Below are 24,559 nucleotides of genomic sequence, written 5' to 3' on the forward strand. Positions count from 1 at the left end.
GGAATGACTGAGCAAGTAGTTAAAGAAACTTCAAAAAGATACGATAAATATATTGTTGCAATTGGAGCGTCGGCAGGTGGTTTAGAAGCTATACATGAGTTTTTTGATCACATGCCTAGCAACACCAGCTTCTCTTTTGTAGTTATTCAACATCTCTCATCAGATTATAAAAGTTTGCTGGTAGAACTTGTCGCCAAGCATACCCACATGAAGGTTTTTGAAGCAGCAAATAACATGGCTATTCAACAAGATTGTGTTTATATCATCCCCAACAACAAATTAATGACGGTAAACCAGGGGCGATTGAAACTGGCAGATAAATCCGTTATCAAAGCTCCTAATACGGCGATAGATCATTTTTTATACACGCTAGCCACAGATAAAAGAGAAAAAGCAATCGCGGTAATACTGTCAGGCACAGGTACTGATGGTACCAAAGGAATTCAGGCGATTAAAGAAAATGGCGGTATGGTTATCGTTCAGGAACCCTCAACCGCAAAGTTTGATGGAATGCCCAATAGTGCAATCTCATCGGGCAATGTAGATCACATACTTGCTGCGCCAGATATGCACAAAGAACTTTTCAACTATGTTAATGAGGAGCCTGTGAAAGTGCTTGAGAATGGCAAAATAAATGAAAAGCTTTTGGATGAGATTTTTAAACTCGTTCATTTACAGAGTGGCAACGATTTTAATTTATATAAAACGCCAACAATCATCAGGAGAATTGGCCGAAGGATGAATGAGAATGGTATTAAAACCCTCGATCAATACGTCGCATTTCTGAGGAAAAATGAAAAGGAAGTTGCCATTTTGGGGCAGGATTTTTTAATCGGAGTAACTAAATTTTTTAGAGATAAAGGTGCTTTTGAAGCATTTGCCGATCAGGTTAATCAAGTTTTAAAAGAGAAATCTGCTGGTGACACGCTGAAAATATGGGTTTGTGCTTGTAGCACCGGACAAGAAGCATATACTGTTGCCATTATAGCCAATGAATGTGTAGAGAAATCGAAAAAGAAAATTGATGTTAAGATTTTTGCTACTGATATTGATGATAAAAGTATCGAAATTGCTTCCAGAAACCAATATCTTGCGAGTATCAGTAAAGAAGTGCCAGCGAAATATTTCAAAAAATATTTTCATCAAGATGGCAAGTTCTATGGAGTAATTCCAAGCATTAGGAAACAAGTTGTTTTTGCCAAGCACGATGTAATTAAGTCGCCTCCGTTTATTAAGAATGACTTGATTACCTGCCGAAACATGCTAATCTATGTGAATAGTGTTTTACAAGAAAAAATACTGTCCATATTCCACTTTTCGTTGGTATCGAATGGTTATTTAATGCTGGGCTCAAGTGAAACTGCATCGTCTTTGCGAGCTGGATTAACCGAAGTTTCGAGCAAATGGAAAATTTATCAGAAAACCGGAGTGATCAACTACTCCAGCTACAATACCTATAATACGGGATCGAGACAGACTTCGGATCAAGGCAAAAAGAAAAGCAGCTCCAGCGATTTTGCCATTAGCCCAATTGAAAAAAGTTTCAATAACTTTTTAACTAGAGATTTAGGCTACGTGGGCATTTACATAGACAAATCCTACGTGATGCAAGATGCGATTGGTGATTATCGTAAATTTCTTTTTCTCCCTGAAGATAAACTGGAGCTGAATATATTGAAAATGGTACCGAAAGAAATTTCTATCATTTTAAATACGGCTTTGAGAAGCGCCTGGAAAGACAACAAAATTACCCATTTAAAAAGAGTTAGATTTTCTTCAAACGACAAAGAAAACTATTTAAATATTTCAGTTCAGCCTCCTGAATCTACAGATACCAGTACCTTCACCTTGGTGGTTTTTGGCGAAAGCACTTTAGAAACTATTCCTGAGAAAGACGATTTAGGCTTGGTAAATTACCATACCGGCGATCAAAATGAATATATTTTTGAGCTGGAGGCAGAGCTGAACGAAACCAGAAACAATCTTCAATTGGCAGTTGAAGAAATGGAAACCACCAATGAGGAGCTTCAATCTACCAATGAGGAACTACTTTCTGCAAATGAGGAATTGCAATCGAGTAATGAAGAATTACAATCATTGAATGAGGAATTGCATACCTTAAATACCGAGCATCAGGTTAAAATTAAGGAGTTAATTGAACTAAACGATGACCTGGATAACTATTTCAGAAGTACCGATATAGGGCAGATTTTCGTTGATTCAGGGATGTACATCCGCAAGTTTAACGCTGCTGCAATTAGCATGGTTAATTTAATTGAAGCCGATATTGGTCGCTCAATTGAACATATTTCGAATAACATTAAAACGGACAATTTAAATAAGGATATAGATTCAGTTATCAAAACAGGGAAGATTGTAGAAAAAGAAATCCACATCAAAAATGGCAACAGCAGTTTGATGCGGATTATGCCATACATCAGAAAAGACAAGAAAATTGATGGTGTGGTGATTACATTCGTTGATATCTCGAAACTAACTGAACTAAGCAACATCATTACTGCAGTTTTTAATGCCAGTTTAAATGGTGTAATTGCTTTTAAAGCAGTAAGAAATAAGCAACATTTCATCACCGATTTTGAATGTTTATCTTTTAATGATGCTTCCTTAAAAATTCTTGGTAAGAATGAAAAAGAACTTGCTGGCGGAAAACTTCTCGAGCATTTACCTGAAATTGCTGATGGAAATATTTTTAATAAATACATCAATGTAGTAGAGAAAGGCACATCTTTACAATTTGAGTTAAAATTTAACGAAAAGGTCTGGTTAGAAATTGTTGCCGTAAAAATGGCCGACGGTTTTGCTGCCACCATTACTGATATCACAAAACAAAAATTATCTGAAGAAAAGTTAAAACGAAATTATAACGAGTTACTGGGCACCAGAGAAAACTTAAAAGAATTAAATACAGAACTGGAACAAAAAATTCTGGAGCGTACAGTTAAGCTTTCCGAGAGCGAAGAGCGTTTCAATCTCGTATCTCAGGCCACCAATGACACCATTTGGGATTGGGATTTGGCCAATAACACCATGTGGCGGAACGATAACTTTGCCACAATGTTTGGTTATGAAAACAATCCGGGTAGTCAGAACATTTCTTTTTTCTTCGAAAATATTCATCCTGATGACAGAAAACGAGTAAAAGACAGTGTTTACGAAGCCATTAATAATTCTGAAACGCAGTGGACCTCGCAATATCGACTTAAAAAAGCCGATGGAAGCTATGCTACCATTCTCGACCGCGGCAGCATTTTGTTAGATGATAACGGAGTTCCATATCGAATGGTAGGCTCTATATTGGATATTACCGTTTTAATTGACACAGAAACAAAACTGAACTCAACAGAAAAGAAATTCCGCAAAATTTTTGATTCGAACGTAATCGGGATGATCTTCTCTGATGTTAAAACCGGAAGAATTGAAACAGCTAACAAAGTTTTCATTGATATGCTTGGCTATACTTCGAAGGATCTAGAGAAAGGTATAATCAAATGGAATGACATTACCCCTCCTGATTTTATTCCGATTAGCAAAATATCGGCTGATATGGTTAAGAACGAAGGTTTTTGTCCGCCGTTTGAAAAGCAATACATTACTAAGAGTGGTAAAACGATCGATGTATTAGTGGGCTCGGCTATTTTAGACGATGAAGATGGAAAAGACGCTGTTTCTTATATTATCGATATTAGCAAGCAAAAGCACAATGAGAAACGCCGCAACGAACTTCAAAAGTTAATCAAAAAGCAGCAGGATGAGTTTTACAGTATTTTCAAAAAAGCTCCTGCTTTAATCTCTATCAAAAGAGGTAAAGATTTAGTATATGAGTTTGTAAACGAAGCTTTTATTCAATTTGACGGAGGCAGTAACTACATTGGAAAAATACAACTTCAGGAAGGATCGCAGTTTGAAACTGAAGAGCTTAAAAATATTGAAAAGAAGGTATTAGCTACCGGAGAAACATTTATTGCGAACTCCTACAAACTTCAGCAAAAGGACGAAAACACCGGAGTAATAAAAGACAGTTGGTTCGATATTATCCTTAACCCTGTTTTCTCTGATAATGGTGCAATTGATGGTGTAGCATTTTTTGCCTTCGAAGTGACCGATTTAATGATTGCGCAAGAGGCGACCAAAGATCTGATGAGCAAAAAAGATGAGTTCATGAGTATTGCCAGCCACGAATTAAAAACCCCTATCACCAGCATTAAAGGTTATTTACAATTTGCGCTTAAAATGGCTCAACAAGAAAAGTTCGAACATATTTCGGGTTTTATTGATAAGGCTACTAAACAAATAGGTAAATTGACTTCGCTAGTTGATGATTTACTGGATGTTACCCGGATTCAGGCTGGGAAAATGGTCTTTACATTTTCAGACTTCAATATCAATGAGGTAATTGAAGAATCAGTTGATGGCATGCAAGGAAGTTTGGGAAAACACTCGGTAACCATGGAAATGGAAAAAGATGTGATTGTACATGCTGATAAGAACCGAATTGAGCAAGTGGTTTCTAACTTCCTGTCTAATGCGTTGAAATATTCGCCACATTCAGATGAAATAATTATTAAATCAGAGCTAAAAGAAGCAAGTTTACGGGTCGCTGTAAAAGATTTTGGTATTGGAATTCCGAAAGACAAAGCCGATTATATTTTCGACAGGTTCTTTAGAGTAGAAGAATCTTCACACTTATTCTCCGGACTGGGCCTAGGCTTATATATCTCGGCGGAAATTATAGAAAGACATGGAGGCGAGATTGGCGTAATTAGCGAAGAAAATAAAGGGTCGGAATTTTGGTTTGAAATCCCTCTTTAATGAAAGTTACTTTAGTGCTCAAGTTCAATATCATCAAGCGAACTTGGGCCAACTTTATTTGACTTTTTAACTACCGTAAAAGTTCCATTTAACTCCATTACCACCGCTTGAACATCTTCCAGACTTTCAAGCCGATATTTTCTGATCTCCGAGTAAATCTCCTCTTCGGTGATCACTTCCTTCTTCATGGCGGGTAGAATAAACTTTCCATCATAAAACAAAAGCGTAGGAGTAGAATTGATCACATCCTCCATTTTTGAAGAGTTTTTAGCCAGGAATGCCAGGAGATATTGTAAGGCAATAATGGTGATAAGGGCAACGAAACCTTCGACAAGCGGCACCTTTTTTAAAATCATCGATGATAACGTGGAACCTAGTGTAACGGTCACTACAAAATCAAATGCATTAAGCTTGGCAAGTGTTCTTTTTCCTGAGATCCGGATAAATATGAAAAGGACAATATATGATATTACTGCACAGATGATGATGTGAAATACAGCTGGCCAATCTTTAAAAAACAAATGTTCCATGCATAAAATTTAGCGCCACATTCTCCACAGCGGCAAATCATTTGATGCGATTTCGTTGTTAATCTCATCCCAAAATGCTCTACTGATGTCGTTAATACCTGCAACCGTTCGGTTTTGTTCCTTATTGTGTGAATTAGAAACTGATTCATTTTCCTGACTATTGTTGTAGTGATTCTCGTGATTGATATCCATAGTTAAAAATGTTTTGATTAATATTTCTAACATAATGAACGAAAAAATGTTTATTATAATCTGAATTTCAAGTGTAATAATCTCGAAAGGTTAATGATATCCCACCGATAATAAGATCTCTATAACACAAAAAAGGGCGCCTGAATGGCGCCCTTAATTATCTGTCTAAGCTTTATTTTAAACCAAATCAAAACGATCTAGATTCATTACTTTAGCCCAGGCTGCCACAAAATCAGCAACGAACCGTTCTTTAGCATCCGAACCAGCGTAAACTTCGGCAATTGCCCTTAACTCTGAGTTTGAACCAAAAACAAGATCTGCACGTGTAGCCGTCCATTTTGGCTGACCAGTTTTTCTGTCGCTGCCCAAATAAACTTCTTTATCATCAGAAACTGCTTTCCATGCGGTATTCATATCCAACAAATTCACAAAGAAATCGTTACTCAGCTGACCAGGTTTTAGCGTTAATACACCATTTTTAGATCCATCGAAGTTGATATCCAGTGATCTTAAACCACCTAATAACACGGTTAACTCTGGCGCTGTTAACGTAAGTAATTGCGCCTTATCAATTAATAGCTCTTCAGTAGAAACAGTGAAACGCGTTTTGCTGTAGTTACGGAAACCATCTGCTTGTGGTTCGAGGTATCCAAACGACTCGACATCGGTTTGCTCCTGAGAAGCATCCATCCGCCCTGCAGTAAAAGGTACTTTATTGGTAAAGCCAGCATCGCTTATCGCTTTTTCAACAGCTGCCGAACCAGCTAAAACAATTAAATCGGCGATAGAAATTTGTTTACCATCAACCTGTGAAGCATTGAAATCTCTTTGAATATTTTCTAAAACAGACAATACTTTTTGCAGTTGCGCCGGGTTATTCACTTTCCAATCTTTCTGTGGCGCCAAACGAATGCGTGCACCATTGGCGCCGCCTCTTTTGTCAGATCCTCTAAAAGTTGAGGCTGAAGCCCATGCGGTAGAAACCAATTCGGAAACGCTTAAGCCCGATTGCAATACTTTCGATTTCAATAATTCTACATCGGATTCATTTACCAGGGCATGGTTTACTGCTGGAATTGGGTCTTGCCAAAGTAATTCCTCTGTTGGAACATCAGGACCAAGATATCTTGCAACCGGGCCCATATCGCGATGCGTTAATTTAAACCAGGCTCTTGCAAAAGCATCAGCAAACTGATCAGGATTTTCCAGAAAGTTTCTAGAGATCTTTTCATAAGCAGGATCGAAACGCAAAGAAAGATCTGTAGTTAACATGGTAGGTTTGTGCTTTTTCGTTGCATCGAAGGCATCAGGAATAATATCATCTGCATTCTTTGCAACCCATTGGTGTGCACCCGCCGGACTTTTAGTCAATTCCCATTCGAACCCAAATAGATTTTCGAAGAAATTGTTACTCCATTGCGTTGGAGTGGTGGTCCAGGTTACTTCTAAACCGCTTGTTATGGTATCCTTACCAGCGCCAGACCCATAACTATTATGCCAGCCAAATCCCTGGCTCTCGATATCAGAAGCTTCCGGCTCTTTGCCTACATGATCTGACGATGCCGCCCCGTGGGTTTTGCCGAACGTGTGTCCGCCTGCAATTAGCGCAACCGTTTCTTCATCATTCATGGCCATTCTTCCAAAGGTATCCCGAATATCTTTCGCCGCTAAAATTGGATCAGGGTTGCCATCAGGTCCTTCAGGGTTAACATAAATTAAGCCCATTTGAACTGCAGCAAGAGGTTTTTCCAGGTTTCTGGTATGTACATCTCCATCTGCATTATCATCACTAACCAAAACTCCCTCATCCTTAACACCCTCAGATCCATGCGCATAACGAACATCACCTCCAAGCCACGTTTTTTCCGAACCCCAATAAACAGATTCGTCGGCTTCCCAAACATCTTCTCGTCCACCAGCAAAGCCAAAAGTTTTGAAACCCATTGATTGTAGTGCCATGTTACCAGCAAGAATCATTAAATCTGCCCAAGAGATTTTTTGCCCATATTTTTGCTTAATAGGCCATAACAATCTTCTGGCTTTATCTAAACTTACATTGTCTGGCCAGCTGTTTAGTGGCGCAAAACGTTGTAGTCCTGCACCTGCGCCTCCCCTGCCATCGCCAACGCGATAAGTACCTGCACTATGCCAAGCCATCCTGATGAATAAACCACCATAATGACCGAAATCTGCTGGCCACCATTCTTGAGAATCGGTCATCAGCTCATGAAGATCATGTTTAACCGCTTCTAAGTCGAGGCTTTTAAATTCTTCAGCATAATTAAAATTTTTACCTAGTGGGTCAGACAAAGAAGAATTCTGACGTAGAATATTAATTTTCAATTGATTTGGCCACCAGTCGCGATTTCTGGTTCCGCCGCCACCTACATTTTGCTTCATGCTGCCATTATGAAAAGGGCACTTACTGATGTCGTTTGAGTCATTCTCCATTATAATAATACATTAAGGTTTTACAGTCTAACTACCTGTGTTTTGATAGTATTATAAAAGTAACGGATTAACACTGATAATCCCAATCATTTAATTCTATAATTTGATAGCCAAAATCTATTATCTTGTTTGGAGGTTTTCTGAAACTTTAACTTTCCCTAACTGTTGTTATCGATATGGAAAACGATAATAAAAACAATGTTGATCTTAAAAATGAAAGATCAGATCAAGAACAATTGAGCCAAAAAGCATTAGGTAATACAGATTTTAATGATCAACTAGATCAGAGCGACAATGACATCCTGAGCACTCCAAAAACTTCAGGAACTGGCTCAAATAATGCTGCCCCAGCTCCCGATTCTCTTATTGTACATGAAGATAAAAAAGGAGATGAGCGTTATGAGCAAGGAAACGAAAAAGAAGAATAAGCTGATTTCGCAGAGTTAAATGTCGCCCCTGAATGGACAAATTTATCTCTGCCAAAAATCACTCATAAAAACGATTTAGAAAGTATTAAAACTGTATAATAAGATTATTACACGAGGTAATCCTATCTGTTTTATATTTTATCTATTTTAGTTTATTATGAGAAAACCTTTCCTTGTATGTGCACTAATTTTTTCTCTTAAAGTTTGTGCACAAACCAAATCAGTAGATCTTTCGGCATTTAAAAAAAATGGATCTGAAGTTACTGTTAACCAAAAAGTAATTACATTAACATGGCCTGCCGGAAACAATTTAACCGGCAAAATGCTTATCGACTTAGAAAAAGATCACCCGATGCTAAAGAGCGTTCAGTTGGGAAATAATAAATCTTTTAAGGAAATCGGAGCTGATCTGGATGCTGCATTTGTACTGACCATCGGAAAACGTTCTTTAAGTCCATCAAGCGGCGGATGGGACGTTTTTTTTGATCGGGTTCCGAAGAAACCATTTCAATCTTACCCAGTTACGATAGACAAGCAGCACGCGAAGGTAAGTACGAACGGGCAAAGGACTATTATCACCATAGATGGCGCAAATGCTGATCGTTTTAAAGGTACTGTTGAAATTACGTTGTATAATGGAAGTCCGCTTTTTAATGTTGCCGCGCTAATGGCGACCGACATAGATTCTACAGCAATTTTATACGATGCCGGATTGGTGAATAAAAAGGCCATTTGGAAAAAGATGGCTTGGGCAAACGTTCAGGATGAGCTGCAACAAGCTACGCCACAAGCTGCCGATAGTAGTCGGAATCTGGAAGTAAAGTACCGCACAATTATTGGTGAAAATGCTACAGGTAGTCTGGCGTTGTTTCCTGCGCCACATCAGTATTTTTATCCATTGGATGAAGCCTTTAATTTGAAGTTTACCTGGTACGGAAATAACTTTCATAATTTGATTCCAGGTTTTGGGATGGGTATCCGCCAGGATCCTTACGGTGATAACAGATATGTACCATGGTTTAATGCGCCACCGAAAACCCAGCAGCGATTAAATTTCTTTTGCTTACTTGATTTAGGAAATGCAGCATCTGCGTTGGCAAAGGTGAAAAAATTTACCCACGAGGATGCTTACAAACCAGTTTCCGGATATAAAACAATGGCTACACATTTCCATAATGAATTTATATCTGATGTGGTACTTGCAGGAAAACCTATTCCGGAAAAACCCGAATTTGTTGATGTACTTAAAAAACATGGATTAGACATTGTGAAATTGGCAGAATTTCATGGACCAGGGCATCCAAAAGGACCAGATAATGATCGATTGAAAGAGTTAACGGCATTATTTGAGCAAACCAAAAGATTATCAGATAATAAGTTTCTCTTGCTTCCGGGTGAAGAAGCAAATAACTTCTATGGAGGCCATTGGCTTGCTTTTTTTCCTAAGCCAGTGTATTGGGTGATGTCGCGAAAGGGAAATGAGCAATTTGTAATGAATGACCCAAAACTAGGGAAAGTATATCACATCGGAGATAAGGCAGAAATGTTGAAACTCTTGGAATTGGAAAAAGGTTTAGCCTGGACCGCTCACGCCAGAACTAAAGCCTCTACCGGATATCCCGACGCCTACAAAGACGAAGACTTCTTCAAATCAGAAACGTTTCTTGGAGCTGCCTGGAAAGCTATTCCAGCAGACCTTTCGATTCCAACGCTCAGTCAACGGGTACTTAAATTAATGGATGACATGGCCAATTGGGGATTGAAAAAACATGTAATCTCCGAGGCCGATATATTTACCATCACGCATCAGAATGAAATGTATGCCCACCTCAATGTGAATTATTTGGAAATGGATAAACTGCCAAATTACGAGCAAGGATGGCAAAGCGTATTGAATGCCATTCGTAAGGGGAAATTCTTCGTGTCAACTGGTGAAGTATTGATTCCAGCTTTCAATGTAAATGGAAAAAAATCTGGAGAAACGTTAAGCCTAAACAAGGATGGAAATGTAAGAGTGAATATGAATCTTGATTGGACTTTTCCTTTAAATCACATAGATATTGTCTCTGGCGATGGCAAGGAAATTTTTCGGGAGAGAATTTCTTTATCCAATACACGGGCATTCGGAAAACAACAATTTAGCTGGCCAATAAACTTATCAGGCAGAAAATGGATAAGGGTTGAAGCCTGGGATATTGCAGCTAATGGCGCCTATACCCAAATGGTTTGGTTAGAAAACTAAGAAGATAAAGCCTTTCTAATGAACTCTCGTTTAAATAGTTGATTGAAACGAGAGTTCATTACGGTTTAAAAAAGGTAAAACGCGGCTAAAGTAATCGTCGTCTGACTAGAACCTATTGCATGCCTTAACTAAAATGCCGAGCTAGTTTTTGTTTTAATGCTAAATTCCACGGGTTAGCGGGTTCTCTTGATCTTGGTTAGGCTCATCTTCAATATCATCCAACTGGACTTTCTTTTTTGTTGAATTTAAACTACCTGATCCGGCTATACCACGATAATCAGGTTCCTCCGCCAACTCCTTATCTTGCTCCGGAGTCTGTTCGTTTTCATCATTCATCTGCTTTTTCATTTAATTTTTTATTATAGATACCTTAATTGTGAAGTAGCTAATGTTACCGGGCAAAGACTGAGCAAAATTCCCCTATAGCTTACCCAAAAGCATCTGCCCTCTTTCGGTATGTTCCTGAATAGTTGCCAAAGCCAATGCCGTTACATTTTTGATGTGTTTATTGCTGCTGGCATTCATCAGTGCACTTACGGCATCCTTCAGTTTTTTATGGGTGTCTACCTGTCCTTGCATAAACGCTTTATCAAAGGCAGCGCCGCTTAATGTTTGTAGTTTGGAGAGCATCGCTTTTCTCTCTTCACTTGGTGCAGGTGTTGGCGTTCCCATGTCCTTCAGAATCTTGCCCATCACCTCTTGTTCGGCAGCCTCGAATTTAGCGAAGAGCTTCACATCGGGATTAGATGCTTTGGTTAACGCAAGCTGACTGGTTTGAAGCGATGCGGTACCTAATACCGCAATCTTCGCTTGTAAGGTCAAATCGGCACTTTGAGCCAAGGCTGCAATTGGATTTAAAGCATTGCTTACGATAGATGCGCCGGCACCTAGTACCATTGCTGTTTTGATCGATGTTGCCAGGAAATCCCGGCGAGTGTTGGTCTTTGTTGTTTTCATAGTAATTGTATTATCTTATTTCAAATCATTTACCCTCTTCTCTACAGTCTCGAAACTATATTTTGCATAGCAAACTATTCCCATTGAACTGCGTTATTGTCTGACAGTTAGACGAATGGACATGTCCATACAAATGCGTCATTGTAACTGCCTGTAACAAAAACAAGCATGAGAATGACTTGGTTTACCGCATAAATACCTTTTTTGATACGGGACTTAAGGCATTCTATGGGGATCAATGGGGTGAATGGAAAATACCTTAAGCTAAGCGCTAAACCAGATTCTATAACCACACAGGTGTGCTGGCTTGAAGACAAATTAACGCTACTATCGCTTATATGAGGCCATCACTACATTTAGAAATAATATTATTTTCCAGTTTCCATGTGAGGTGCATCTACAGGCTTAGATTCGGGCGAACCCTTTTGCCGAAGGTAAATGGTAAGAAATACGATCGAAAAAACAGATAAAAACTCACTCTGCCAATTTTGAAAAGTTTCGAACCAAAACTCGGGTTTTGTGAGGTACTGGAAAACACTTTGTTGAGGAAGGTTCTTCGCAAGCTGTTCAACGTTGCTGTTTTTCCAACTTCCATAAAGATGCATTGCCCAACTGAACAGAAACAAAATTCCAAAGGCGATGGAAAGAGAATTTCTGTATAACATCAGCACCCATCCGCCCTTTTTTACAGGCCACGGAGCATCTGGCCTGTTAACAGGTTCGCGGTCAACTTCCTCCTTCTCTTCAAGGCTTTGGATTCGGCTGATCCTTTTTGCCGAAGGAAAATCGTGAGTAGCACATATAATGCCATTTGCAAAAACTCGCTTTCAAAATTTTCAAAGGTGGCCGAGATAAAGTGCCCGCTTTGTAAATAAACTGAAAACGCTAACTGATCTTGCTTCAACTCCATCAGTTCCTGGTTATGCTGCTTCCAGCCGGTTAATGCTTGTGCCGCCAGCGTAATTAAAAAAAGCGATATAAAAACGATGCTAAGCCCGTTCTTGTACAAAAAAGACCTGAGTTTATTCGCCATCGTAATTCGAGTTTTGGCTTAAGTTGACTAATTGTTTAAGATCAAAAGCGGGAAAAGACACGCTTGAACTTCTCGCTGTCAAAACCGCCCCTGTATCACTATTTTTATTCCGGATTTTTTTTGATTTGTTTTTTTTCTGAACATCTCTGTTAAATTTTTGATGTGTAAATGTTGAGTGCTGATTTTGTTGAAAAGCGAATGGACGCAATCGCCGAGTTGAAAGATCTCCAACTATTTACAAATGCGGAGGATTTCTTACCGGCAACTCAAATGTTTCGCCATCGGAAAGGATGGAAACCCTAAGATCTCGGATGGTTATTTTTCTGTTTTCGTCAAACCTGGTAATATTACTACCCCTGCTCCTTTCGCCATCGATAATAATAACCACACCACAGCCCATTACTTGTGCTTTCAACCCTTCGCTGATGATGATTGCGGTGTTTTCTTCTATCCCTATCCCAATGCAGGCCGGATTAGTTGCAATTACTTGAGCCATTCTAACAAAACGACCTCGATGTACAAAATGAGTATCAATGCAAACATCTTTCAAAAATTCGAAACCAGTTGTAATTTTCACCTCCCCTGCCACCATTTCAGTTTCACCACTTCCTGCAAAAATCATGGGTGTCGACATGGCCATAGCGCCTGCACTGGTTCCCCCGATAATGATTTTATCTTCGATATAGCGTTGCTTAAGCTGACTCATCATTTTAGTTCCTCCGTAAATCGAGGTCAATTTTAACTGATCTCCACCGGTAAAAAAGAACCCGTTTGCAAGGTTTATACGTTCCAAAAGGTCATCACTAACCTGCTCTCTCAAATCGTGATTAATGTGGCCGATTGATTTTGCACCTAGTTTCCGAAAACAGTCATCGTATTGCTTATAGGTTTCTTCGATGGCTTCTGTACCAGCCGTAGTAATAATTTCAATGTGTTTGGGTTTTCCACATAACTCTAAAAAGTGGAGTAGAAGATCCTGGTGTGATTCGGGTCGATTGTTACTTTCTTTTTGCTCTGCACCGCCGATAACCATCAGCTTACCGTTAGGAATCGGCGCCGAACTCGCTTTAATATTCATACGCATTTGGTTAGAAAATCAATTTTCAATTAATAAGAAGGTATGGGCAGTCTCGCCGCCCACGCCTTTAAAGTAGCCCTCGAAGACCATTTACTGTTGCCAAAGTGATCAATGGTTTAAACTTACCGCTGATCATCTTGCTGGTGATCTCTTTGTTTAGACTCTTTGTCTGGGTTAGGGCGTTTACCCTGCCAAAGACGGATTTTTCTTCGTAACAGGAGTTAATGTTAAAATCTTATTAACCTCCGTATGAAGCAACTCTTGACGTTGTGTGGAATCCGCTAACCATCCTTCTGCGCTGTTCATCATGCTCCTTTTTTTTGGTCATGAAAACAACATTATAAAAGGTCGCTCGGTTTTATCAGAAAAAAAATTGTTGGCTAATGGTAAATGAAGGTCTGAGACGAAATAACTACCACAGGCAGTACTACAACAAGAAATAGATTTCAACACCGATAAAAGTCAGTCGACAACTTGCTTGATTGTTAATCAAAATGCTGAAAAAGAGCTTCAAACCTCGACTTATAAAAATTTTTTATCAGGAAATGAGAAATTCTCAAACAAAAGGATAAATTAATGGTTGTTAACACGTCAGTACCTATGACAAACATATACTTTGGTTAGTTTACGTTAGAAAGCCTTCAATAATATTGAAGGCTTTTGTGTTAACTGAAAAACGCCCTTCTAAGGGCGCCTGGATATTGAAATTTCGAAATGAGCAATTGTGCCCGATTGGTTCTAGCTATCATAGCTTATTAAAAAAGGTCGCAATTGTATTCTGCAAACCATTTATTTCATCTATTGGCAAATCAATATGTTTCAACTTCGATAATTGCTTTAGTAAATCTTTTACAGGATTTAGGTATTGCAAAGTATGGATGTTCATTGCTGATATTAATCCATTAATCGCATCGCTGTTCAATTCTAAGTTGATGTTTGGAAAACTAGTTGATAAAAGGTGTAATTGATTAAACAAAACCTTTTCAGCATTTAAGATTTTTTCCATAATTAATTTGTTTATATACTTAAACCCAAAACCGTGCCAAACGATGAATAATCGTGGTTTTTCCTACCCGATAATCTGCTCTAAAACAACATTAAAAGCAAAATTGCATACTTACAAATCATCGCGGCAAATCTCTAGATAAATTATTTTATCAAACGTTTAGGCTAGGTATTTAGCGCAGTGTAGCAAAAGTATTTTCGGTATTTAGCGCATAATTAATTATGCTATTTTGAACCAGCCTTAATTTAGACGGATGACACTTTCTGGTTGAGATTAACCTGATGCTAATGCATCAGGTTTTTATTTATTGGAAAAGCCATACTCAATAATGATATGAGAATAAGACGCATGCCAATTATAGGTAGTTATCTATCAGGTTTCCACTGCAAAACTTGTATAGCAGTTGGCGCCGCTTTTGTTTTACCTTCTCCATCAACCTGCACCACGTTTTGCAAAAATAGGTTGAGCACTTTTTTACTTTTCCAGAGCTCAGTATCGTAACTGGGTTCCCAATCTCCAACCGCCTCGGTGCTTAAATCATTAATCTTCCAGTTTCGGCTCATGATATCATTATTTACCGCCATCGAAACTTTATTTCCTCTTTCCACGTCTCGAAACAGGAGGCCAGCAGCATGATGTTTTCCATTTTTCCAAGTGATAATTTGGGGACGTGAAATCGGAATCTTTTTTGTTCCACCTCCACTCAAACTGAAAGCTGTTTTTCTGAAGTCTAGGTCGTTCACTGCCCAGCGTTTTCCATCGTTAAATACAATGTGATATTGAGGAACTTTATCTGCTGCATTGCGCCAGTAACTGGCAATAAATACTCTGCCGGCATCATCGGCGAACATTGACGTTTGATTAATTAGTTCACTCTTCTGAGATATTTTAATAGCATATTCGGCATTCGTCGCCTTTATTGGTAAGGTATATAATTCACCTGTCGATTTCTCCCAGGTTACTCCTCCATCTTTCGATCTTGCGTAGCAAAGGTCGTGGTTACTGGCCACGTCCGGGCTTTCTCGCCACACCCAGGATAAATGTATGGTCCCAGCCTGATCGATGGCTACCTGCCAATATGCATTTCGCTTGCCCTCGCCATCTATCATTCCATCCTGAACACGCTTCCAGGTTTTATCCTCAACACTATATCGGTTAATCATTAAATTTCCATTCCCAGAACCGCCGTCTCTGTAAAAAAATTGAAGATCGCCATTACGCAATTTGTAAAACTCCGGATAACTCACCTTTCCTTCTTTTTTCGAAACCATGCTTTGCTTTTCTCCAAGCTTAATCGAACCTGACGAAATACCCTTTGCGTAATTTAAGTCATTGTTATGCTGATCCCAGGCCACATGTAAAAAACCCGCACCATCAACCATTATACTGATGGATTTATGAGCATCTGTAGCATCGCCCTTGTATTGAGTTTTTTCGATAGTCCAGTTTTGACCTCCGGATTTTCTTTTCGCTAAAACCAAAAATTGTTCGTTATCGTAATAAGCGGCATATTGATTTCCCTTGAACGTTACCAGCGAATTTTTCCTGAAAATGACTGCATTGATAGAGTTATTTGCCCAACCATTGGAAGCAATCGTGCTGATTTCTTGTGCATTTGCACCAGCAAAGTTTGCCAAAAGAGACAGCATTAAAGCACAGATAAGCAATTGTTTATTCATTAAGATCTTCAAGCGAGCAGAAAGAGTGAAATTTAAATCCATGTTAGTGTATATATATTACTTTAAACTCGTACTATGGTCATTCTGAAAGTCTTCTCCACTCCAAATCTTTTGTGCCGACCATTTTTCTGCAGGACTTGCCCAGAAGGGATCATTTTCTGATAATCCCAATGGAAGAAATATGTTAGTTGCAATGTAAGGGCTACCTTGATTGTTGTAAAAATCCCCTAACGATGGCTGTGCTCCATACAATCCGATAGTTAACCAGCCTGCTTTGTAGGTTGTCGGGCTTTCTAAAGTTTTCTTGATAACCGCAGTCAACGCACCTCTAACTTGCGCAGGACTAAGCTGTTTCGGCAAAGCTTTTCTTAAGGCAACATCCGCCAGATGATGAAAAGCTGCACCACGATAAATAATAGATCGACCCGTAGCAGGATAACTTCCATCCGCATTGATTAAGCGCTCCTGGATAATGGCGTAACGCTCATTTCGCTTGCGGATTTTCTCGAACATCGCATTGTAAGCGCTTGTCTTTTTACCAATGATATCAGCAATCTCTGCCAGATAAGGATGAATCACATAACTGTTGTAGTAATCAAAAGCGAAACTTGTTCCGTCTGTGTACATACCGTCGCCCGTGTACCATTGTTCCATCTGCTGTAGTGCATAATCAACACGCATCGGATCCCAATCAAAGCCAAACCTGGCCATAAAAGCCTCATTCATCGCAGAAAAAAGGAGCCAGTTGGAAAATACCGGTTTAAACCTTCGCGTTGTGGCGATTGATTTAACCAATAACGACTGATTTCTTTTATCTAAATTTTCCCAAAGCCATGGCGCCCGGGTAAATGCAATGGCCAAATACGAAGCATCTACAAGTTGTTGCCCGCCAATATCAAAGGTCATAAAATCTTTGGCATTAGAATCCAAAGCGTTTTTCACACCTTGCAAGGCCCATTCCCGATATTGATTTCTGAGTTCAACTTCTTGCTTGCTCCCCCCTTCCAGCTGTAACCAGGGTGCAATTCCACTTAATACGCGACCTAAAACCTCCACATATTGCACTTTAATCCGATTTGCTTTGTTATCCACATGGATGGAAGTTACCTGCGGCATGGCTATGCGTAAACTGTCTTTGGCCAGATGATAGATTACAGGCCGAACCATCTTATCCATCTGCGCCAACCAAAACTGACGATCGCTAAGCACTTGGTTTTGTTTAATTTTGGCTTTCTTTTGCGCAAAAGTGATGGAAGTCATCATGCTCAGGACGAGCAAAATCATGTATTTACTTTTTATAGTCATGGAAAATTTATTTGTGTTTGGTTAGAAAACGATAATATTCACAGCCAGCGAGTAAAAATGCACCTACTCCAAAATTTGATGTAGAGTTTGCATCAACAATTTGCCCCTGGATGGCTTTTTCTCCTATTGGCTGTACGAAACCAACCCTTCCGTCCTTCTGAAGCGCAGTTTGAGAGAGATAATTCCATGCTAATTTGGCTGATGGCAGAAATTGTTTTTCTTTTAATATCCCGTTATTAATGCCCCACAATAAGCCGTAAGTAAAAAATGCGGTTCCACTGGTTTCTGGTCCTGGTGCATGTTGTGGATCAAGCATGCTTCTGGTCCAATAGCCATCCTTTTGTTGCGAATTAAGAATAGCGGTGGCCAGGCCTTTATAAATGTTAACATATTCCTTCCGGTGCGGATCATTTCTAGGCAAGTCTTTGAGCACCTTCGCTAATCCGGCGAAAACCCATCCATCGCCCCGGGCCCAAAAATCCTTTCTGCCATTGCTCGATTTATGTTTTGGATATACATATTTGGCATCACGGTAGTAAAGCTTCGCCTGCTTATCGTACATGATACTGTTGGAATAGCTAAGGTATTCATGGAGTTTTTCCAGGTATTTTTTATCTCCGGTAAGCTTATAAAGTTTGGTCATTACCGGCATCACCATATACAATCCATCGGCCCACCACCAGTAATCATTTTTATCCGTATTTATTTGATAGCCCATTACCTCTTTCGCCCGGGCTATTTTATGTTCATCAGGTTGAATATTGTATAAATCGATATAGGTTTGGAAACAGATCTGCCAGTCGCCAAAAAGCACATAATCGTCTTTCTCACCGTATGTATATTTCCATTGAGATTTATCAGTTGATTTGGCACCCATCCAATCGTTATGGTTAGCCCAATCTTCCGAATACTTTCTATAAGTTTCATTTTTGGTGAGTTGATAAATTTCCATGTTGCCCGTGTGGTAGGCCGCATGGTCCCAAAATGCCCTTTGCTCCGCTTTGTTATTGGTTTGCCAATACTGGTTCGCCAAATTTATTTTACCAAGAACAGCCTCACTTTCCTGGGCATGGGTAAACGCCAACGCAAAAAGTACCAGGAACAAAATCAGCTTGATGGTTTTATTTTTTCTCATTGTTTTGGTTTATCATTTTATTTGGTTATCAAGCTTGTCCGTTACTCAATCTGAGATCTCTGTCTCATCTTTATCTATATTAATTTGTTGAAGATCGATCAAATCCATGAGTTTTTAGTTATGTTATAAAAGTTTTTTTATCGGTTTTTCTTCAAAGCTAAGTCTTAAAATGCAGCTAAAACACTAGTTATCAATTTATTATGTAAATAATAGAATTAAATCACAAAAAAGTTATCAGCTGCTCTGCATTAAAAATCAGGTAATTATAAACGTGTTAGTGACATTTAAAAAATTATCCGTACTTTTTCTGCCATAAAACCAAATATTAAAACCAGCCAGATAAGCGCTAAAAACCGATTTTGTTCAAATCAATTTTTGCACAGGGATAAGCAAGTGCTATAAAGCTGACTATTCAGTCTTTGGTTTAACCAATTTTATCTAATCGACCATTTTATGACTTCGTTCAAAAAAATTTCTTGTGTATGCTTACTTCTACTTAGTTTTTTAGCATCATCTGCCCAAGAACTAATGGTTTCTAGTCCTGATAAAAAACTTAACGTTAAACTTACTTTAACAGATGGAAAACTTTTCTACGAAGTGAACTTTGCAGGCATACAAATGCTTGAAAAATCTCCATTGGGTTTAAAGGGTACGAAAGTAGATTTGTCTGCCGGCTTAGATTTTGTTAGCCAGCAGTCGCGTTCTATTGATGAGACTTATTCGGAAGCCAAGATCAAAAAAAGCACTGTTAGGTACCAGGCCAATGAGCTTACTTGCAAATTTGCAACCGCAAATAAAAAAGAACTACAAGTAATTTTTCGGGTGAGCAATAACAATATAGCTTTCCGTTATCACATTCCGCAGGTTGGCGAACCCGCTAATTTTATGGTAGAAAAAGAATTGAGCGGTTTCAATTTCCCTGCAGCTACCACAACATTTTTAACATCACAAGCCAGCCCAATGATTGGCTGGATGAAAACCAAACCTAGCTACGAAGAAGAATATATTGCAGATCAACCGATGGGGACGGCTTCTAAATACGGCGTTGGATATACCTTTCCTGGTCTTTTTCACCTGGGCAATAAAGGCTGGGTGCTGATATCGGAAACTGGCGTAAACAGTTTGTACTGCGGATCTAAACTTAGCGAGGGTAACAAAGATGGATTGTATCAAATCGCTTTCCCGGAAATGGGAGAAAACAATGGACTAGGAAGTGCTAAACCAGCAATGTCTCTTCCAGGTTATACGCCATGGCGAACCATTACTGTTGGCAACGATTTGAAGCCGATTGTAGAAACGACCATCCCATTTGATGTAGTAGAACCTCAATATCAGGCTTCGAAAAACTACAGCTTCGGCCGCTCTACCTGGAGCTGGTTACTGTGGCAAGATAACAGTATCAATTTTGATGACCAGAAAAAGTTTGTTGATTTATCATCGGCTATGGGTTACGAATTTGTATTGGTAGACAATTGGTGGGATGCCAGAATCGGCAAAGAAAAAATTGAAGCGCTGGCAGAATATGCCAAAGGCAAAAACGTGGGTGTGTGTTTATGGTACAACTCAAATGGTTTTTGGAACGATGCGCCGCAGACGCCAAAAAACAAGATGAACAGTGCTTCTGCCAGAAAAAAGGAAATGGCCTGGATGCAAAGTATTGGGATAAAAGGAATTAAAGTAGATTTTTTTGGTGGCGATAAGCAGGAAACAATGAAGCTTTATGAAGATATTTTATCGGATGCCAATATTTATGGGCTTAGCGTAATTTTTCATGGTTGTACCTTACCGCGTGGCTGGGAAAGAATGTATCCTAACTTTGTAGGTAGTGAGGCAGTATTGGCCTCAGAAAACCTAATTTTTACTCAAGCAGCAAATGATAATGAGGCATATAACTCCAGTTTGCATCCATTTATTAGAAATGCTGTAGGTGCCATGGATTTTGGTCCTGTGTTGTTAAACAAACTTCATAACAAAGAGAATAACGGAGGGAAAATACGCAAAACTACCGAGAGCTTTCAGCTGGCAACTGCTATCTTGTTTCAAACACCTGTGCAAAATTTTGGTATCACTCCAAATAACTTAACGGATATGCCTGCCCATGTAATTGATTTTATGAAGAACGTACCCACCACATGGGATGAAACGATTTTCCTGGATGGTTATCCTGGCAAATTTGTAGTACTCGCCCGTCGCCATCAAGATACCTGGTACATTGCTGCGATTAATGCCGAAAAAACTGAAAAAGAAATTGATATTGCCTTACCAATGCTAACGAATAAAAGTCTGCAAGTTTATAGTGATGGCACAAACCGTGAACCTCAACTTAATAAACTTTTGTTAAACAGCACCAACCATATCAAAATGAAGCTCCTGACTGATGGCGGTACGGTATTAATCGGAAAATAAATTTTTTAAAGCAAAAGTTTCGTGTTCAAGCGAATCTATCATTCAGCTATCGCATATGTCAACGTAAAAAACTTGACATATGCAGCAGCTTTTTCTGCTCTGCATTTGATCGTCTTATCTTTTTGTCACCGAGATTATAAATAAACTCACGCACAATTCATCGATGATTACTGATTATTCGATTTCGCCATCAGCTAAGCCTTCCAGAAACCAGCCAGATTTATATTCAAATTTGGCAAATGCTGTTCTACTTTCGTTCGTAACCGTGCCAGCAAAGTCATGGGCAATTTCTTTTTGCGACTCCAAAACTTCCTTAATCACTATCGCATATTCTTCGATGTTAAGGCCGTCTTTAATTACATAGCTAAGTTCTCCATTTTCACTCCATATTGATTCTACAATACCTTGATCAAATTTAGCCTGGGTTTCTTTGCTTATTTCGCTCATCATGATTTAATATTTACCTCATTAAACTCTCCAATCAGCTAAAAAGTTTGCAGGTTGTATCTTTCCAAATATTAGCTGAGGTTGAAATATATATTGACTCGATTAGAATTGTCATGTTTTGAACTTTTGCGAACCTTTAAAGCTTAAGCACTGTTATCCATGTACTAAAACTAATAATTATGATAGACCCAAAAGACAAAAACAAAGAGGCGGAGAACGAACAAGCGCAAGCTAATGATTCGCAAGCTAAAAAAGAAGAAACGAATTGGGATGAGCATCAGCGTATAGATGAGGAAGGAAACGAACTGGATGCAGAAGATATTAAATAAAGAGAGATGAAAAATATTTTGATGATACTAACCTCGCACAGCGAGATGGAAAATACAGATAGCAAGACAGGCGTGTGGCTGGGTGAGTTTACAGATCCCTATTACGAATTTATTGATGCTGGATTTAATGTTACCCTTGCGAGTGTAAAAGGCGGAAGACCACCCGTTGACCCCATGAGTGAGCTCACCGAAAATATTACGGGTGCAAACAGAAGGTTTCAAGAGGATGAGGTTACAAAAGCTGCATTTTCGCAAACGCAGCAGCTAAACCAGATTAATGCTTCGGATTTTGATGCCGTGTTTTATCCTGGCGGCCATGGCCCGATTTGGGATTTAGCTAAAGATAACAACAGCGGAATTTTGATTCTTGATTTCATTGATGCCGGTAAACCTGTTGCTGCTGTTTGCCATGGTCCAGCTGCTTTAATTAGCGCAGAAAACCAACGCCCAGGCTTTTTGAAAGGGAAAACTATTTCTGCTTTTAGCAATACCGAAGAAACGTTGGTGGGTCGAAGTGGAAATGTTCCTTTTTTGTTGCAAACAAAACTCGAGGAACTAGGTGCGGAAGTTAAAACGGCAATGGTTCCTTTCTTATCGCATGTGGAAACGGATGGTTTGCTTATTACCGGTCAAAACCCCTTATCCGCTGGCCCAACCGCAAAAGCACTTATTGAATTCCTGAACCAAAATAAGGCAACGGCAAATCAGCAAATTAGAGATGATGAAACTAAGTTACCTCATCAAAAGCAATGGAGAGAAAATGCTGAACAATACATTGCGGCGAAACCTGATGAATTAATTTAAATAAGGAAGATTTTGCAATACATAAAGGGATTATTGATGAAATAAATCCCTTTATGTATTGATGGAAATAAAATGATTTCGATTGCGATGAGGTATCGTACTATATTCAAATATCTATTGTTGCAGTGGTTGATCTCCAGATTGCAAAGCAACCCTTTGAAGTGTGGTTTTGTTGGTAAAAACTAACCACACTTTTTCAACTGTTATACCTTTAGTAACCCATATCTATATGCAAATGAAACCAGAGAAGCGGTATTTCTCGTTCTTGTTTTGCTGATCAAAAGCTTTCTTAGGGTTTCAACTTTGCTTGGCTTTACTTTAAGTTCCTCGCTTATTTCACTGTAAGTTCGTCCTTCAGCAATTAATTCAATCATTTTAATATCCTGGGTATCAATACCCATAATACTTGGTACAACGTCTTTTTCTCGGTTCATGTCTCAAACTTAAAAAAAATTAAACGTTTAATAGTAAAAATGACTGTTTACAACTACAAAACAGGCGTTTTTTTGACATTTATCATCATTATTCGTATGGATGTGTAATATTTAACATTCAAAATAAGATCGAAAAAGTAGACAATGATCATATTTTCGCGACGATTTCAACCGCGAAAATTGTGATGGTTGACCAAATGTGATAAACCTTTTTTAAATCACTGACTGACAGGAATATCTAGGATTTGAATACGATCAATAAATCACCCCTGAAAACTCTTTTTTAGCTTGTTGCAATTGGAGTTCATATTCCATTGGCCAGCCAAAAGCTTTTTCAGCGGTTTTCTTTAAATCTACGCCCGCAGCCCCGCTCCAAAAATGAACAAATTCCCCATAGTTTAAATCACGTTGAAAGCGGTTACCCCTACCTTTTGGAAAATGCTGTGCCAGCAACGCGAAATATTTGTTTAAAACTTTACCCTTTCCATAACCGCTATAGATCGGATAAAACCAATTTTTAAACCATTGCGTTTCGGCTTTTGGAAAATCATCATACTGTGATTGCATCTGTGTAAACACCTTTTCCGCTTCTGCTTTCATTCCAATATTTAACAGTACATCGTAATTGAAGATTTCCATAAATTTACTGTCGCCCCAAAGCGCATCGGATGGCGAACCTTTTGCGCCATGACTAGCACTGGTTACGATGTGGCCCATTTCGTGAATAGGCATACCAATTTGCTCGCCTACGGGATTAGTCCAGTTTCCAAGCCCACAATCTATTACGTTTTTATAATCATGGCTTCGATCAAAGAACGGTGAAGGATGCCCGCCGCCATAATCTCTTCCATTTACCTGGTGTAGAATGACGTATAACTTTGGATCAGCGCCAAAGGCACCATAATTTTGTTTCACATACGCCCAACACTTACCCATCAAAACTATTGGCCAACGTACGGAGTTTGGCATCTGCTCGTCATAGTAAACCGCAACATCATCATTACTTCCTACCAAGCTAAGTTGCTTTTTATGCTCAAACCAATGTTCCTGCCATAGGCTATCGAGGGGCTTTTGATTGGTAGAAGAAACATCAACAGCTAGCTGTTGGGCATGTATTTCGTTTGAAGAAAAAAATAAAGTGAGGAGCAGCACGAAATAGAAATGATTTCCGCTAGAAAAAATGTTCATGTTAAAATAGGTGTTTAAAGAATGACAGAGATGAAAATTAATTGGTGAACAGAGCAACGATAATCCGTTGAAAAATAAAGGTGGG

General features: G+C 39.0%; 19 protein-coding genes and 1 pseudogene. 6 read left to right on the plus strand and 14 right to left on the minus strand.

Annotation, left to right across the window (positions count from 1 at the left end):
* Positions 1–3 precede the first annotated feature (3 nt).
* A complete protein-coding gene (locus tag ASE92_RS10530; RefSeq protein ID WP_056850072.1) occupies positions 4–4,830 on the plus strand; it encodes a chemotaxis protein CheB in 4,827 nt (1,608 codons plus the stop codon).
* 11 nt (positions 4,831–4,841) lie between these two features.
* On the opposite strand, the gene ASE92_RS10535 is transcribed toward ASE92_RS10530, so the two are convergent.
* The 3 genes from ASE92_RS10535 to katG form a co-directional block, all read right to left on the minus strand.
* Positions 4,842–5,360, minus strand: a complete 519-nt coding sequence (locus tag ASE92_RS10535; RefSeq protein ID WP_056850073.1) for a DUF421 domain-containing protein — start codon at positions 5,358–5,360, stop codon at positions 4,842–4,844.
* A 9-nt stretch (positions 5,361–5,369) separates the two neighbouring features.
* Positions 5,370–5,585 carry a hypothetical protein gene (locus tag ASE92_RS10540; protein WP_056850074.1) on the minus strand — a complete coding sequence of 72 codons (216 nt, stop codon included), beginning with the start codon at positions 5,583–5,585 and terminating at the stop codon, positions 5,370–5,372.
* Positions 5,586–5,729: 144 nt separating this feature from the next.
* The gene (gene katG, locus ASE92_RS10545) at positions 5,730–8,003 is read right to left on the minus strand and encodes a catalase/peroxidase HPI (RefSeq protein ID WP_056850075.1); all 2,274 of its coding nucleotides are present in this window, start codon (positions 8,001–8,003) and stop codon (positions 5,730–5,732) included.
* A 176-nt stretch (positions 8,004–8,179) separates the two neighbouring features.
* Between katG and ASE92_RS10550 the strand changes: the two genes are divergently transcribed.
* Entirely contained in the window at positions 8,180–8,431 is a 252-nt protein-coding gene (locus tag ASE92_RS10550) for a hypothetical protein (protein WP_056850076.1), read from the plus strand.
* 157 nt (positions 8,432–8,588) lie between these two features.
* Complete coding sequence (locus tag ASE92_RS10555) at positions 8,589–10,673, plus strand: hypothetical protein (protein ID WP_056850077.1); 2,085 nt, start codon at positions 8,589–8,591, stop codon at positions 10,671–10,673.
* A 159-nt stretch (positions 10,674–10,832) separates the two neighbouring features.
* Here ASE92_RS10555 and ASE92_RS10560 read toward each other — a convergent pair whose 3' ends face one another.
* From ASE92_RS10560 to ASE92_RS10600, 8 genes and pseudogenes are all read right to left on the minus strand, one after another.
* Positions 10,833–11,021 carry a hypothetical protein gene (locus ASE92_RS10560; RefSeq protein ID WP_056850078.1) on the minus strand — a complete coding sequence of 63 codons (189 nt, stop codon included), beginning with the start codon at positions 11,019–11,021 and terminating at the stop codon, positions 10,833–10,835.
* 72 nt (positions 11,022–11,093) lie between these two features.
* The gene (locus ASE92_RS10565; RefSeq protein ID WP_056850079.1) at positions 11,094–11,630 is read right to left on the minus strand and encodes a DUF4142 domain-containing protein; all 537 of its coding nucleotides are present in this window, start codon (positions 11,628–11,630) and stop codon (positions 11,094–11,096) included.
* 368 nt (positions 11,631–11,998) lie between these two features.
* Positions 11,999–12,663: pseudogene (locus tag ASE92_RS21735) on the minus strand (DUF6766 family protein).
* Between the two features lie 235 nt (positions 12,664–12,898).
* Positions 12,899–13,741 (minus strand): cyanophycinase, encoded by an 843-nt coding sequence (locus ASE92_RS10580; protein WP_056850081.1) that lies wholly within the window; start codon positions 13,739–13,741, stop codon positions 12,899–12,901.
* 745 nt (positions 13,742–14,486) lie between these two features.
* Positions 14,487–14,747: a hypothetical protein gene (locus ASE92_RS10585; RefSeq protein ID WP_056850082.1), complete on the minus strand. Its 261-nt coding sequence runs from the start codon at positions 14,745–14,747 to the stop codon at positions 14,487–14,489.
* A 365-nt stretch (positions 14,748–15,112) separates the two neighbouring features.
* A complete protein-coding gene (locus tag ASE92_RS10590) occupies positions 15,113–16,468 on the minus strand; it encodes a BNR repeat-containing protein (RefSeq protein ID WP_235527342.1) in 1,356 nt (451 codons plus the stop codon).
* A gap of 15 nt (positions 16,469–16,483) precedes the next feature.
* Positions 16,484–17,710 carry a DUF2264 domain-containing protein gene (locus ASE92_RS10595; protein ID WP_082455027.1) on the minus strand — a complete coding sequence of 409 codons (1,227 nt, stop codon included), beginning with the start codon at positions 17,708–17,710 and terminating at the stop codon, positions 16,484–16,486.
* Between the two features lie 28 nt (positions 17,711–17,738).
* On the minus strand, positions 17,739–18,866 hold the full coding sequence (locus tag ASE92_RS10600; protein WP_056850084.1) for a glycoside hydrolase family 88 protein: 1,128 nt from the start codon (positions 18,864–18,866) through the stop codon (positions 17,739–17,741).
* 453 nt (positions 18,867–19,319) lie between these two features.
* Here ASE92_RS10600 and ASE92_RS10605 point away from each other — a divergent pair, with 453 nt between their 5' ends.
* Positions 19,320–21,272, plus strand: coding sequence for a glycoside hydrolase family 97 protein (locus tag ASE92_RS10605; RefSeq protein ID WP_056850085.1), 1,953 nt, complete (start codon positions 19,320–19,322; stop codon positions 21,270–21,272).
* A 174-nt stretch (positions 21,273–21,446) separates the two neighbouring features.
* Here ASE92_RS10605 and ASE92_RS10610 read toward each other — a convergent pair whose 3' ends face one another.
* Positions 21,447–21,722, minus strand: coding sequence for a hypothetical protein (locus tag ASE92_RS10610; RefSeq protein WP_157255711.1), 276 nt, complete (start codon positions 21,720–21,722; stop codon positions 21,447–21,449).
* Positions 21,723–21,898: 176 nt separating this feature from the next.
* On the opposite strand from ASE92_RS10610, the gene ASE92_RS21165 reads away from it, so the two are divergent.
* Both ASE92_RS21165 and ASE92_RS10615 read left to right on the plus strand, forming a co-directional pair.
* A complete protein-coding gene (locus tag ASE92_RS21165) occupies positions 21,899–22,048 on the plus strand; it encodes a hypothetical protein (protein ID WP_157255712.1) in 150 nt (49 codons plus the stop codon).
* 6 nt (positions 22,049–22,054) lie between these two features.
* A complete protein-coding gene (locus ASE92_RS10615; RefSeq protein WP_082455028.1) occupies positions 22,055–22,852 on the plus strand; it encodes a type 1 glutamine amidotransferase domain-containing protein in 798 nt (265 codons plus the stop codon).
* A gap of 203 nt (positions 22,853–23,055) precedes the next feature.
* Here the strand turns inward: ASE92_RS10615 and ASE92_RS10620 are convergent, their stop codons facing one another.
* Complete coding sequence (locus tag ASE92_RS10620) at positions 23,056–23,286, minus strand: LuxR C-terminal-related transcriptional regulator (RefSeq protein WP_056850087.1); 231 nt, start codon at positions 23,284–23,286, stop codon at positions 23,056–23,058.
* Positions 23,287–23,541: 255 nt separating this feature from the next.
* Entirely contained in the window at positions 23,542–24,474 is a 933-nt protein-coding gene (locus tag ASE92_RS10625) for a hypothetical protein (RefSeq protein ID WP_056850088.1), read from the minus strand.
* Positions 24,475–24,559: the final 85 nt, after the last annotated feature.

The organism is Pedobacter sp. Leaf41, assembly GCF_001422545.1.
Lineage (GTDB): Bacteria > Bacteroidota > Bacteroidia > Sphingobacteriales > Sphingobacteriaceae > Pedobacter.